This window comes from Humibacter sp., assembly GCF_035547335.1.
Taxonomy (GTDB): domain Bacteria; phylum Actinomycetota; class Actinomycetes; order Actinomycetales; family Microbacteriaceae; genus Humibacter.
In genome coordinates, this window is the sequence record NZ_DASZVF010000002.1 from 129,213 (window position 1) to 142,682 (window position 13,470).

Consider the following 13,470-nt stretch of genomic DNA (forward strand, 5'->3'; position numbering starts at 1 on the left):
GCGCCCTGTGTTCACTTGACCGGGCCCGAGACGGGCTCGGCGCGAAAAGAGCGGGGGCCAGAAATGGCCCCCGCTCTCTGCGTGCTACGCACGCGGCTTTTCGCGCAATTCGATCGTCTCGATCTCGTCGCCGACCTGGATGTCGTTGTACCGTCCGAGACCGATACCGGCCTCGAAGTCCGGACGGACCTCGGTGACGTCATCCTTGAACCGTCGCAGCGACTCGATGGTGAGGTTGTCGCCCACCACGACGCCGTCGCGGATGACCCGCGCCTTGGCGTTGCGCGTGATGATTCCGCTGCGCACGTAGACACCGGCGATGTTGCCGAACTTGGACGAACGGAACACCTCGCGGATCTCGGCGACGCCGGACTGCACCTCTTCGAACTCGGGCTTGAGCATGCCCTTGAGCGAGTTCTCGATGTCGTCGATGGCGTTGTAGATGACCGAGTAGAACCGCACGTCGATTCCCTCGCGCGCGGCGCGCTCGCGCGCCTTGACGTCGGGCCGCACATTGAACCCGATCACGATCGCGTTGTCGATCGTGGCCAGGTCGATGTCGCTCTCGGTGATCGCGCCGACGCCACGGTGCAGGATGCGCAGCTGAACGCTGTCGTCCACCTCGATCTTCATGAGCGACTCCTCCAGCGCCTCGACGGCACCGGACACGTCACCCTTGATGATGAGGTTGAGGGACTCGACCTTGCCCTCCTCGAGAGCACGCGTGAAGTCCTCGAGGCTGATGCGCTTGCGCGCCTTCGCCAGCTGCGCATTGCGTTCGGCCGCTTCGCGCTTCTCGGCGATCTGCCTGGCCGTGCGGTCCTCCTCGGTGACAATGAACGTGTCACCTGCGCGGGGAACGCTGGACAGACCCTGCACCTGGACGGGTCGCGACGGCAGAGCCGCCTCGACGGCGTCGCCGTTCTCGTCCTGCATGGCGCGGACGCGTCCGTACGCCGTTCCGGCGACGATCGAGTCGCCGACGCGGAGCGTTCCCGACTGGATGAGCACGGTCGCCACGGCACCACGGCCCTTGTCGAGCTTGGCCTCGATGGCCACGCCGCGGGCATCCTTGTCGGGGTTGGCCCGCAGGTCGAGACCGGCGTCGGCCGTGAGCAGTACGGCGTCGAGCAGATCGGTGATGCCGATGTTCTCGCGGGCGGAGACGTCGACGAAGATCGTCTCGCCACCGTACTCCTCGGCGACCAGCCCGAACTCGGTGAGCTGCTGGCGCACCTTGGCGGGGTTGGCATCCGGCTTGTCGATCTTGTTCACCGCGACCACGATGGGCACGTCGGCCGCCTGAGCGTGGTTCAGCGCCTCGATGGTCTGCGGCATGATGCCGTCGTCTGCCGCGACCACCAGGATCGCGATGTCGGTCACTTGCGCTCCACGGGCACGCATGGCGGTGAACGCCTCGTGACCCGGCGTGTCGATGAACGTGATCGGACGCTCGACGTTCTCGTGCACCGTCGTGATCTGGTACGCGCCGATGTGCTGCGTGATGCCGCCGGCCTCGCCCGCCACCACGTTGGTGTTGCGGATGGCGTCGAGCAGTCGCGTCTTACCGTGATCGACGTGGCCCATGACGGTGACCACGGGCGGGCGGGGAACCAGATCCTCGTCCGACTCCTCTTCCAGCTCGGCATCGAGGTCGATGTCGAAGCCCTCGAGGAGCTCCCTGTCCTCGTCCTCCGGCGACACGATCTGGATCTTGTAGCCCAGCTCGGCGCCGAGCACCTCGAACGTCGCCTCATCGAGCGACTCTGTCGCCGTCGCCATCTCACCGAGGTGGAAGAGCACGGTCACGAGGTTGCCGGGGCTCGCATCGATCTTGTCCGCGAAATCGCTGATGGATGCACCGCGACGAAGGCGGATGACCGTGCCGCCGTCACCGCGGGGTACGCTGACGCCGCCGATCGACGGCGCCTCGCGCATCTCGAATTCCTGACGCTTCGTGCGCTTCGACTTGCGGGCCTTGCTCTTTCCGCCGCCACGACCGAAGGCACCGGCGGTTCCACCGCCGGGACCACGGCCACGGCCGCCACCACCTGCGGGGCGTGGACCGCCGAAGCCGCCGCCTGGACGGTTGAAGCCGCCCGCGCCTGCACCTGCGCCACCCGGGCGCTGGAAACCGCCTGGACGCCCGCCGCCAGCACCTGCCGGGCGGGGTCCGCGCTGGCCTGCACCGGCAGGGCGGGGTCCGCCTGGTCGGGGCGAGCCGGGTCGCGGAGCCTGCGGACGCGGGATGTTGCCCGGAGTCGGACGCTGTCCCATGCCCTGGGAGCTGGCGAACGGGTTGTTGCCGGGGCGCGGCGTTCCCGCCGGACGCTGCCCCATGCCTTGCGAGCTCGCAAACGGATTGTTGCCGGGACGCGGTCCGCCTGGGCGGGGGCCGCCGGGACGAGCGGCAGGGGCGTCGCCCGGCCGGGACGCGGGCTTCGCGTCGGCCGGCTTCGATTCCGCCGACCCGGTGTCGGCCGATCGGGCCTCCGCGGGCTTCGCCGCTTCGCGCCTGGTCTCGGGCGCGGGCGTCGCAGCAGGCCTCGGAGCGGCGGGCTTCGGCGCGGCTGCGCCTGCCGGCACGGTCGCCGGGGTTCCCGCTTGCTTGGATGCCGCGGTCGCCACGGGCTTGGCGGGCGCGGCGGACGGCGCGCCGTCTGCCTGCAGCGCAGCTCTCAGCTTGCGCGCGACCGGGGGTTCGATGCTCGACGACGGTCCTTTGACGAATTCGCCGAGTTCCTTGAGCTTCGCGAGTGCGACCTTGCTGTCGACGCCGAGCTCGCTCGCGATCTCATGTACACGTGGTTTTGCAGCCACAATTCTCCTGTTCGGGACTCGCCCGAGCAGGGGCAAGCCTTAGTGGTGGACGGGTCTCATTTCGAGCCGCTCATCAGTTGTCCATTAGCCGTTCAGCCTGTTCTCTAGTGGCCGGGTGTCCAGAGGTCCTTCGACCCGGAGCGCACGCCCGAAGGCTCTGCGCCGGATCGCTTTGTCGAGACACTCGGAAGTCGGATGCAGCCACGCACCCCGGCCGGGCATCCGGGCGGACTCATCCGCCACCAGCTGCGAATTCCGGGCGACAACCCTCAGAAGCGAGGATCGGGGGGCGCGGGAACGGCATCCGACGCACGTTCTCACAGCCTCCATGGTACCCCACACGCCGCACCCGCCCGCGCCGCGGCCCGCATCCGCGAAACAGGCATGGTCGCGCTTTCCTCTTCAAAACAGGCGCGATCGGCCTGTTGTGGAGAGATGTGCCTGCAAGCACCGGGCCGTGTCCGGCTGGATGTCTGGCTACTTTCCACTGCAGCGTCGGCTTCCGCGGTCTACCCGCACAGACGACGCCACCGGCATCGCCGCCTGTTCGCGAGCCTGGGTGAGCAACGGATGCTTGCAGCTCCGCGGATGCCCTGCACCGGGAACAGCAGAGATCGCGCTCTCGCACCCGAAACAGCAGAATTCCTCCTGTTCCCGGCGACATCTGCTGTTTCCAGTGCGCGCAGGAGACAGCTGCCGCGTCGGCTTCCGCGGTCTACCGCAGAGGCGATGCCACCGGCATCGCCTGGCTGCCGCCTTTCGCGAAGATCGTTACCCAGCCGTATCCGGCTGGATATCGATCTTCGCGCCCGTCAGCTTGGCGGCCAGTCGGGCGTTCTGGCCCTCCTTGCCGATCGCGAGAGAGAGCTGGTAATCGGGGACGAGCGCGCGAACGGCCTTCAACGACTCGTCCACGACGAACGCCCTCGTCACCTTCGCAGGAGACAACGCGCTCGCCACGAACGTGGGAAGGTCGGGCGAATAGTCGACGATGTCGATCTTCTCGTTGTTCAGTTCCGCGGTGACGGCCCGCACGCGCTGGCCGAGCTCACCGATGCAGGCGCCCTTGGCGTTCACGCCCGGCTGGTTCGCCCGCACGGCGATCTTCGTGCGGTGCCCTGCCTCACGGGCGAGCGACACGATCTCGACGACGCCGCTCGCGATCTCGGGCACCTCCAGCGCGAAGAGCTTGCGGACGAGCGCCGGATGCGTGCGCGAGACCGTGATGGACGGTCCCTTCAGCCCCTTGGAGACGCTCGTCACGTACACGCGGACGCGCGATCCGTGCGTGTACTCCTCCCCCGGCACCTGCTCCTCGGGGGGAAGGATCCCCTCGACGGACCCGAGGTCGACGTGGATCATGCGAGGATTGGGCCCCTGCTGGATGACGCCGGCGACCACGTCACCCTCCCGGCCCTTGAACTCGCCGAGCACGGCGTCATCCTGGATGTCGCGCAACCGCTGGTTGATCACCTGCTTCGCCGCGAACGCCGCGATGCGACCGAAGTCGCTTGGACTGTCCTCCGACTCGCCGATGACCTTGCCGTCTTCGTCGAACTCGGGAACATGCACGGTGACGTGCCCGGTCTTGCGGTCCAGGTGCACGCGGGCTGCAGGCGACTCCTCACTGTGCCCCTGGCTGTGCCGATGCTCCGCCTGGTTGGTGTGCTTGAGGTAGGCCGTCAGAATGGCCTGCTCGATGATCTCGACGAGCTCGTCGAACGGGATCTCCCGTTCGCGCTCCATCAGACGCAAGACGCTGAGGTCGATGTCCACCTTCGGCCCCCTTTATTCAGTTCGAAGTCAGTCTTCAAGTGAAGGCCCGCAGTCACATGGACCGCGGGCGTCACGCCAGTGCCCTCGCAGGGCTGACCATTCAGGATACCGGATCGGAACGGGCTCGTCACGGCCCGATCTCCCTGGCCCGGACCCGTCGTCTCGCCGCGCACTCTGCGGGTACTGTGACCGCATGATCCACGGCCAGGCATCCGCTCCCGACGCGTCAGGGACGCGGGCGAAGCACGGTCGAGGCATGCGTGGCGCCGCCGAGACGGCGGACGACGACGCTAAGGAAGCGGCTTCCGTAGCCGAGGGCTCGCCGATCCTCCGCCTCGCCACTCGCATCGGCCTGGCCATGCTGGGCGTCGTGCACGTCGTCATCGGCGGCATCGCGATCTCGGCGGCGACGCATTCGGGCGGTGGCGAGGCCGACCAGTCGGGGGCGATGTCGCAGATCGCTCGTACACTGGGCGGCGACATCCTGCTCTGGCTGATGTTCATCGCCCTCGGTGGGCTCGCGTTCTGGCAGGTCGCTCAGTTCGTGCTGGTGCATGAGCGAATCGCGGTCAAGCGCTGGGGCAGGCGCATCTCGGAGGGCGGAAAGTGCATCGCGTACGCGGTGCTCGCGGTCAGCGCGCTGGTGTTCGCACTCGGCGGCCGGCAGAACTCCCAGCACACCCTGGAGACCACGAGCCGGTGGCTGCTGGGCGCGCCGGGGGGCGCGATCGTGGTGTTCATCGTGGGAGGAACGGTCGTCGGGGTCGGCATCGGCTTCCTCGTCATCGGGGTCCGCGCGAGCTTCCGCAAACTGCTCAGGATGCCATCTGGCGGCTGGCGCTTCGTCGTCATCGTGGTGGGCGTGATCGGGTACGTCGCCAAGGGCATCGCGCTCGGCGTCGTCGGCGTGTTCTTTCTGATCGCCGCCGTCACCGGCAATGCTCACGCTGCAGGCGGCATGGATCCCGCTCTGAAGCTGATGAGGCACGTGCCCTTCGGCAACACCACCCTCGCGCTCCTCGGGTGCGGCCTCATCGTCTACGGGCTGTTCTGCGGCATCCGGGCGGTGCGCGGAAAGCTGTGAGGGGAGCCAAGGAGGCCTCGGGCGGCGAGCCCGGCGACGGCCGAGGCGCGGTCAGCCCTCCGTGGTCCGCGACCAGCGCGTCTTATCGAGCGCAGGCGCGCTGCCCAAGGCGTTGAGCGCCCTGATCAGCCTGTGCAGCTCCCCCACGCGGAACTGATCGAGGCGCAGCACGAGCCTGGGCAGCTCGAGACGATCCTGGTCGACCCGCTCGGCGCGCAGCGGTTCCGTGCGCGCGATGCCGCCGTCGGGCGCCAGCTCGCCGAAACGCTCGTTGAGCGAGGCGATCTCGGCATCCGTCGGATCTGCCTTGAGCCGGAGCACGAGTCGATGGCCGACCCATCTGAGCGAGTCGTAGTTGCGCCAGAACCCGGTGATCTCCGACACGGCGGCATCGACGGAGTCGGTGATCAGCACGCGGTCGAAGTCGTCGGGCGAGATGACACCGGTGGTGATCAGCTGCTCGTCGACGAACCGACGCAGGCCGGCCCAGAACGTGCCACCTGGAGCATCCAGCAGCACGATCGGAACGGGCTCCGCCTTGCCGGTCTGCTGCAGCGTGAGCAGCTCGAACATCTCGTCGAGCGTGCCGAAACCGCCGGGCAGGCAGATGAAGCCGCTCGATTCCTTCACCAGCATGAGCTTGCGCGTGAAGAAGTACTTCATCGTGACGACGTTCGGGTCGTCCTGCACGGCATCCTCGGGATGCTCCTCGAACGGCAGCCGGATCGACACCCCGATCGACCGCTTGGGCCCCGCGCCCTGCACGGCAGCCTGCATGATGCCGGGCCCCGCGCCGGTCACGGCGATCCATCCCCGATCGGCCAGCGCCGACGTCACGTCCATGGTCTGGCGGTACAGGGCGTCCTGCTGCCTCGTACGGGCGGATCCGAAGATGGTCACCTTGGGCACGTCGACGTACGGCGCGAACAGCCGGAACGCAGCCCGCATCTCCTCGAGCGACGCCGAGACGATCTTCAGGTCGAGGCGGCCGGGCGCATCCATGCCCAGGCCGGCGCCCGTGGCGAGGATGCGCAGCACCAGGTCGCGGTCCTCGTGGATGCCGGCGCTCATCACCGCATCCCGCAGCTCCTCGGCTACGGCCGGCGGAAGGGCATCCATGGCGTCGTCAGGCATGAAGCCAGGATGACACGCGTGTCACGGCCCAGGGCCGCCACCGCTCAGGCGCCGGCGGCGACACCCCGCGCGGCAAGCGCTCCCGCTACGTCGGCGATGTCGACCTTGCTGCGCTCCCCCGTGCGGCGGTCCCACAGCTCGACGACGCCCTCGGCCGCATCCCGGCCGACGACGACGATGTGCGGCACGCCGACGAGCTCGGCATCGCCGAACTTCACGCCGGGAGACACCTTCGGGCGGTCGTCGTAGAGAACGTCGAGGCCGGATGCCTCGAGCGAGGCCACCACGCTCTCCGCCACCTCGTACACGGCGGTGTCCTTGCCCGTCGCCACGACGTGCACGTCGAACGGCGCGACGGACTCCGGCCAGATCAGGCCCTTCTCGTCGTTGTTCTCCTCGGCGATGATCGCGAGGATGCGCGTGATGCCGATGCCGTACGAGCCCATCGTCACCGTGACGAGCTTGCCGTTCTCGTCGAGCACCTTGAGGCCCAGCGCGTCGGCGTACTTGCGGCCCAGCTGGAACACGTGGCCGATCTCCATGCCGCGAGCCAGCTCGACCGGGCCCGAGCCGTCGGGTGCCGGGTCGCCCGGCAGCACCTCGGCGACCTCGACGGTCTCGTCCCATCCGAAGTCGCGCCCCGCGACCAGCCCCAGAACGTGCTTGCCCTCGATGTTGGCGCCCGTCAGCCAGCCGGTGCCGTCGACGACCCGGGGATCGACCGCGTAGCGGACGCCGGTGCGCGACTCCTCGCCCAGCACGGGACCCTCCGGCGACCACGGTCCGATGTAGCCCTTGACGAGGCCGGGCTTCTTCGCGAAGTCGGCGTCGGTGGCCGGTTCCACCCCGGCGGGCGCGAACGCGACCTCCGCGCGCTTCATGTCCACCTCGCGGTTGCCCGGCAGCCCGACGACGACGATCTCCCGCGTCCCGTCGAGGTGCGTGAGCGCCAGCACCACGTTCTTCAGCGTGTCGGCGGCGGTCCACGCCCGGCCGTCCGGACGAGGATGCTTCTCATTGGCGATGGCCACGAGCGTTTCGATCGTCGGCGTGTTCGGGGTGTCCACGACCTCTTGAGGCGTGAGCTTCTCGTAGGACCGCGTGGGCGGGGGCGTCGTGGTGAACGCTTCCACGTTCGCCGCATAGCCGCCTGGCGACTGCACGAACGTGTCCTCGCCGACCGGGGTCGGGTGCAGGAACTCCTCGCTACGGGATCCGCCCATGGCGCCGGCATCCGCCTGCACGATCACGTAGGACAGGCCGAGCCGCGTGAAGACGCGCTCGTACGCCGCGCGCTGCGCCTCGTACGAAGCGTCGAGTCCGGCATCCGTGTAGTCGAAGGAGTAGGCGTCCTTCATCGTGAACTCGCGGCCGCGCAGCAGCCCAGCCCTCGGGCGGGCCTCGTCGCGGTACTTGTCCTGGATCTGGTAGATCGTGATCGGCAGGTCTTTGTATGACGAGTACAGGTCTTTGACGAGGAGCGTGAACGCCTCCTCGTGCGTCGGCGCGAGCAGGTAGTCGCCGCCCTTGCGGTCCTGCAGACGGAACAGCAGGTCGCCGTACTCCTCCCAGCGACCCGTCGCCTCGTACGCCTCTCGCGGCATCAGAGCGGGGAAGTGCACCTCTTGGGCGCCCGCCGCAGCCATCTCCTCGCGCACGATCTGCTCGATCTTCGCCTTCACGCGCAGGCCGAGTGGGAGCCAGGCGAAGATGCCTGCCGCCTGGCGACGGATGTACCCGGCGCGTACGAGCAGCCGATGGCTCGCGACCTCGGCGTCGGCGGGATCTTCGCGGAGGGTGCGGAAGAAGAAGTTCGAGAGACGGGTGACCACGCGTCAAGTCTAGGGTTGACCTCGTGCCCCTCCGTCGCGCTCGCCTGACCGCCTCGACGGCGCAGAGCGAGCTGGCCGAGTCGCTGGCCGTGCTCCGCACGGAGCTCGCGATCCCCGAGACGTTCCCCGCCGACGCGCTGGCCGAGGCGGATGCCGTAGGGGCCACCCCTCCGCGGCTCGACCTGCGCGACGTGCCGTTCGTCACGCTCGACCCGGCCGGCGCTCTGGACCTCGACCAGGCGTTCCACCTGGAGCGCTCGGGATCGGGGTGGCGCGTGCGCTATGCCATCGCCGACGTCCCCGGCTTCGTCGCTCCCGGCGGCGCCGTTGATGCCGAGGCGCGCAAACGCGGACAGACCTTGTATGCGCCCGACGGCACGGTGCCACTGCACCCACCGGCGGTCGGCGAGGACAAGGCGTCCCTCCTGCCCGGCAGGGACAGGCCGGCGCATGTCTGGAGCTTCGACCTCGACGATGCGGGAGCGGCGACATCCAGCCGCGTCGAGCGCGCCTGGATCCGTTCGAGGGCACAGCTCGACTACGTCACGACTGAGCGAGCGCTCGACGCGGGCGACGCCGACTCCCCAGCGGCGCTGCTTCCCGAGGTGGGCAGGGCTCGTCTCGAGCAGGAGCGCCTGCGCGGCGGCGCGAGCCTCAACCTGCCTGATGAGGAGATCGTGCGGGATGCCTCAGGTGCATACGACATCAGGAGGCGGCGGCCGCTTCCGCTCGAGGACTGGAACGCGCAGCTGTCCCTCCTTACCGGGCTGGCGGCCGCGGAGATGATGCTCGAGGCCGGCGTCGGCATCCTGCGCACCATGCCGGCGGCGGACGACGTCGCCGTCGCAGCGTTCCGCGCGAGAACGGCGGCTCTGGGGATGCCGTGGGGCACCGATGTCCCTTACGGGGAGTACCTGCGCCGCCTCGACCGCGACGACCCTCAGACGCTCGCCGTGCTGCAGGCCGCGGCATCGCTCTTCCGCGGCGCCGGCTATGCGGCCTTCGACGGACGACGTCCGGCCGACGCGATGCAAGCGGCGGTCGCAGCGCCCTACGCTCACGTGACCGCGCCGTTGCGCCGGCTGGTCGATCGCTGGGGCCTCGTCGTGTGCGAGTCGATCTCCTCCGGCACCGAGGTCCCGGGCTGGGTGCGGGAGAGCCTGCCGGCGGTTCCGCGCCTGATGCAGGCGTCGACGGACCGCGCATCGCGACTCTCCTCCGGGTCCATCGACAGGGTCGAGGCCGCGCTGTTGAAGGATCGCATCGGCGACACGTTCACGGCGTGGGTGCTCGAGGTGCACGACGGACGGGCGCGCATCCAGCTGACGGAGCCCGTCGTGACGTCGTCGTGCCGCGTCGCCGACTCGGTGCGCGCCGGCATGACGCTCACGGTGCGGCTCCTGCAGGCTGACATCGCGAAGGGAACCGTCGAGTTCACGGCTGCAGACAGCAACACCTTCAGGCAGGAGGAGGCGGCGTCATGACGACCATCCTGTTGACGGGCTTCGAGCCGTTCGGCTCGGATGCCGTCAACCCCTCGGGCGAGGCCGTGCGGCTCATCGCCTCCCGATGGAGCCGGCCGGAGCGGCTGGTCACGGACGTGCTCCCCGTGACATTCAGGGGCTCCGCCCTGCGACTGGCTGAGTTGCTCGAGAAGCACCGACCGGACGTCGTCGTGGCGACCGGGCTGGCAGGAGGCCGGTCCCGCGTCTCGATCGAGCGCGTCGGCGTGAACCTCCTCGACGCGCGCATCCCGGACAACGACGGCGAGCAGCCCGTCGACGAGCCGTCGTTGCCTGGTGGGCCTGCCGCCGTCTTCTCCTCGCTGCCGGTGAAGGCGATCGTGCGGGATGTCGCGGCGGCGGGTGTCCCCGTGGAGGCGTCGCTGACGGCCGGGTCGTATGTGTGCAACCACGTGCTCGTGCACGCCGCCGCATGGGCGGAGGGCTCAGGCGCCCGCGCGGGCTTCATCCATCTTCCCTGGGCAGAGCGGCAGGCGCCCCACGGCGAACCTGAGCTTGCTCTCGGGCAGTCGGCGCTCGCCATCGAGACGGCGATCCGCACGACGCTGGAGACCGCCGACGACGTGCATGCTGCCGGCGGCGCGCTGCACTGAGCGCGGTGTGTCCCGATCGATCGGTGACGTATCGCGCCGTCGGTGCGACGGGTCAGTGCCCGACAGTGACCGACGGCTCGCCCACCGGAGCGGCGGCGCCCATCTCGTCCGCGATCCGGTTCGCTTCCGCGATCAGCGTCTCGACGATCTCGGACTCGGGCACCGTCTTGATCACCTCGCCCTTGACGAAGATCTGGCCCTTTCCGTTGCCGGATGCCACGCCGAGGTCGGCCTCGCGGGCCTCGCCCGGACCGTTCACGACGCATCCCATCACCGCGACGCGCAGCGGCACGCTCATGCCCTGCAGGCCCTCGGTGACGTTGTCGGCCAGCGAGTACACGTCCACCTGGGCGCGACCGCACGACGGGCAGGAGACGATCTCGAGCTTGCGCTCGCGCAGGTTGAGCGACTGCAGGATCTGCAGACCCACCTTGACCTCCTCCACCGGCGGAGCGGAGAGCGAGACGCGGATCGTGTCTCCGATGCCCTCGGACAAGAGGATGCCGAACGCCGTCGCCGACTTGATGGTGCCCTGAAAGGCGGGGCCCGCCTCGGTGACGCCAAGGTGCAGCGGCCAGTCCCCGCGCTCGGCGAGCAGCCGGTAGGCCTTCACCATGACGATCGGGTCGTTGTGCTTGACCGAGATCTTGAAGTCGTGGAAGTCGTGCTCCTCGAACAGGCTGGCCTCCCACACCGCCGACTCGACGAGCGCCTCAGGCGTGGGCTTTCCGTACTTCTGCAGAATGCTGGGCTCCAGCGAACCCGCATTCACGCCGATGCGAAGCGAGACACCGGCCTCCTTGGCCCGCCTCGCGATCTCTCCCACCTGGTCGTCGAACTTGCGGATGTTGCCCGGGTTCACCCGCACAGCGGCACATCCGGCGTCGATGGCCGCGTACACGTAGTTGGGCTGGAAGTGGATGTCGGCGATCACCGGGATCTGCGACTTCTTCGCGATGATGGGCAGGGCCTCGGCGTCGTCGCGGCTGGGAACCGCGACGCGCACGATGTCGCATCCGGATGCCGTCAGCTCGGCGATCTGCTGCAGCGTCGCGTTGATGTTGGTCGTCGGCGTCGTGGTCATCGACTGCACGCTGATCGGGGCATCCCCGCCGACGAGCACCTTGCCCACCCGGATCTGCCGCGACTTGCGGCGCGGGTGGAGCACTTCCGGGACCTTCGGCATACCGAGATTCACTGCTGGCACGCCCATCAGCCTACGACGGCCGCCTGATCGCGGCGTGGGCGCTCCACGAGACAGGACCCGCCTTCATCCGCCTGCGCGATTCGGCGATCAGCCGGGCAGCGTGATGGGCTTGACGATGTCGGCGTACGCGAGAAGCAGGCTCATCGCGCCGAGCACGATGATCACCGCATAGGTCAGGGGCATGAGCCTCGCCATGTCGACCGGCTTCGGGCCCGGCTCGCGCCTCGTGGCCTTGAACCAGCCGCGCTTCAGCCACTCCCAGATGGCGCCGGCGATGTGGCCGCCATCGAGCGGGAGCAGCGGGATCATGTTGAACACGAAGAGCGCGAGGTTCAGCGACGCGAGCAGGCTGAGCATCAGCTGGATCTTGGAGACGAAGGCGTACGACGAGCTGTCGGCGATCTCGCCCGCCATGCGGCCGACGCCGATGATGCCGACCGGGCTGGATACCGAACGCTCGCTGGATCCGAACGCCGCGTTCCACACGCCTACCATGCGCTCGGGAAGGTTCACCACGACGCCTGCGACCTGGCCGAGCTGCTGTCCCGTCGTCGCGAGCGCCGTCGCGGGCGACTGACGCTGCAACGCCGTCGTCGGAGAGATGCCGATCATCCCGACGACTTTTGTGGATGTCTTGCCCGTCTTCGGATCCGTCACCTCCGAATGCGTCTTCTGCGGCGTCACGGTGAGCGTGACGCGCTCGCCCGATCGTTCGACGACCACCGGCACCGTCTGCCCCGCCGACTGCTGGATCTTCGTCGACAACTGGTTCCAGCTCGTGATCGGCGTGCCGCCGTATTCGAGGATGCGATCGCCCGCCTTGAGACCGGCCGCCGCGGCGGGCGAGGCGGGATCGGACGACCCGCACGTGGCGGACGACGAGGACGCGGGCTTCAGGCACTCCGACACGCTCTGCACCGTCGTGGTCGCCGTCTGGACGCCGATGCCGCACAACATGATCAGGATGAGCACGAACGCGATCACGAGGTTCATGAACGGACCGGCGAGCATGATCACGATGCGCTTGAGCGGATGCAACAGGTAGAACGCCCTGTGCTCCTCGCCGTCGGGGATGGTGTCGGCGCTGGCCTGCCTCGCCTCCTCCGCCATGCTGCTGAGCACGCTCCGCCGCTGCTGCGCCCGCTCCTCGGCCGGTGCGCCGATCGCGCCATCCGTCATCACGAGCGAGTTGTAGAAGCCGGTCGACGCATCCCGGGGCGCCTCGCCGGGATGCTTGGGCGGGAACATCCCGATCATGGCGATGTACCCGCCGAGCGGCAGCATCTTGACGCCGTACTCGGTCTCGCCCCTGCGGAACGAGAACAGCGTCTTGCCGAAGCCGATCATGTACTGCGTGACCTTGACGCCGAACGCCTTCGCGGCCGTCAGGTGGCCGAGTTCGTGCAGCGCGATCGAGACGGCGAGACCGACCACGAAGATCAGCACGCCGACGACGAAGGGCAGCACAGAGGACATGGAGAAATCGTAGCCAGCCGATCCT

10 protein-coding genes are annotated in these 13,470 nt (G+C 68.7%); 3 read left to right on the forward strand and 7 right to left on the reverse strand.

Features of this window, described 5'->3' with window-relative positions; genetic code table 11:
* Window positions 1-84: 84 nt before the first annotated feature.
* The 3 genes from infB to nusA form a co-directional block, all read right to left on the reverse strand.
* Entirely contained in the window at window positions 85-2,820 is a 2,736-nt protein-coding gene (gene infB, locus VHB92_RS00645; protein WP_325450355.1) for a translation initiation factor IF-2, read from the reverse strand.
* A gap of 84 nt (window positions 2,821-2,904) precedes the next feature.
* Complete coding sequence (locus tag VHB92_RS00650) at window positions 2,905-3,150, reverse strand: YlxR family protein (protein WP_325450357.1); 246 nt, start codon at window positions 3,148-3,150, stop codon at window positions 2,905-2,907.
* A gap of 441 nt (window positions 3,151-3,591) precedes the next feature.
* On the reverse strand, window positions 3,592-4,596 hold the full coding sequence (gene nusA / locus VHB92_RS00655; RefSeq protein ID WP_325450359.1) for a transcription termination factor NusA: 1,005 nt from the start codon (window positions 4,594-4,596) through the stop codon (window positions 3,592-3,594).
* A 193-nt stretch (window positions 4,597-4,789) separates the two neighbouring features.
* On the opposite strand from nusA, the gene VHB92_RS00660 reads away from it, so the two are divergent.
* Window positions 4,790-5,680 carry a DUF1206 domain-containing protein gene (locus tag VHB92_RS00660; RefSeq protein ID WP_325450361.1) on the forward strand — a complete coding sequence of 297 codons (891 nt, stop codon included), beginning with the start codon at window positions 4,790-4,792 and terminating at the stop codon, window positions 5,678-5,680.
* Between the two features lie 51 nt (window positions 5,681-5,731).
* Here VHB92_RS00660 and VHB92_RS00665 read toward each other — a convergent pair whose 3' ends face one another.
* Window positions 5,732-6,814, reverse strand: coding sequence for a TIGR00730 family Rossman fold protein (locus tag VHB92_RS00665; RefSeq protein ID WP_325450362.1), 1,083 nt, complete (start codon window positions 6,812-6,814; stop codon window positions 5,732-5,734).
* A 44-nt stretch (window positions 6,815-6,858) separates the two neighbouring features.
* Entirely contained in the window at window positions 6,859-8,646 is a 1,788-nt protein-coding gene (locus tag VHB92_RS00670; protein ID WP_325450363.1) for a proline--tRNA ligase, read from the reverse strand.
* Window positions 8,647-8,669: 23 nt separating this feature from the next.
* On the opposite strand from VHB92_RS00670, the gene VHB92_RS00675 reads away from it, so the two are divergent.
* Both VHB92_RS00675 and VHB92_RS00680 read left to right on the forward strand, forming a co-directional pair.
* Window positions 8,670-10,130 (forward strand): RNB domain-containing ribonuclease, encoded by a 1,461-nt coding sequence (locus VHB92_RS00675; RefSeq protein WP_325450364.1) that lies wholly within the window; start codon window positions 8,670-8,672, stop codon window positions 10,128-10,130.
* A complete protein-coding gene (locus VHB92_RS00680; protein ID WP_325450365.1) occupies window positions 10,127-10,762 on the forward strand; it encodes a pyroglutamyl-peptidase I in 636 nt (211 codons plus the stop codon). The genes VHB92_RS00675 and VHB92_RS00680 overlap by 4 nt, the downstream gene beginning before the upstream one ends.
* A 52-nt stretch (window positions 10,763-10,814) precedes the next feature.
* Here the strand turns inward: VHB92_RS00680 and ispG are convergent, their stop codons facing one another.
* Both ispG and VHB92_RS00690 read right to left on the reverse strand, forming a co-directional pair.
* The gene (ispG, locus tag VHB92_RS00685; RefSeq protein ID WP_325450389.1) at window positions 10,815-11,948 is read right to left on the reverse strand and encodes a flavodoxin-dependent (E)-4-hydroxy-3-methylbut-2-enyl-diphosphate synthase; all 1,134 of its coding nucleotides are present in this window, start codon (window positions 11,946-11,948) and stop codon (window positions 10,815-10,817) included.
* Window positions 11,949-12,056: 108 nt separating this feature from the next.
* A complete protein-coding gene (locus VHB92_RS00690) occupies window positions 12,057-13,445 on the reverse strand; it encodes a site-2 protease family protein (protein WP_325450366.1) in 1,389 nt (462 codons plus the stop codon).
* Window positions 13,446-13,470 lie beyond the last annotated feature (25 nt).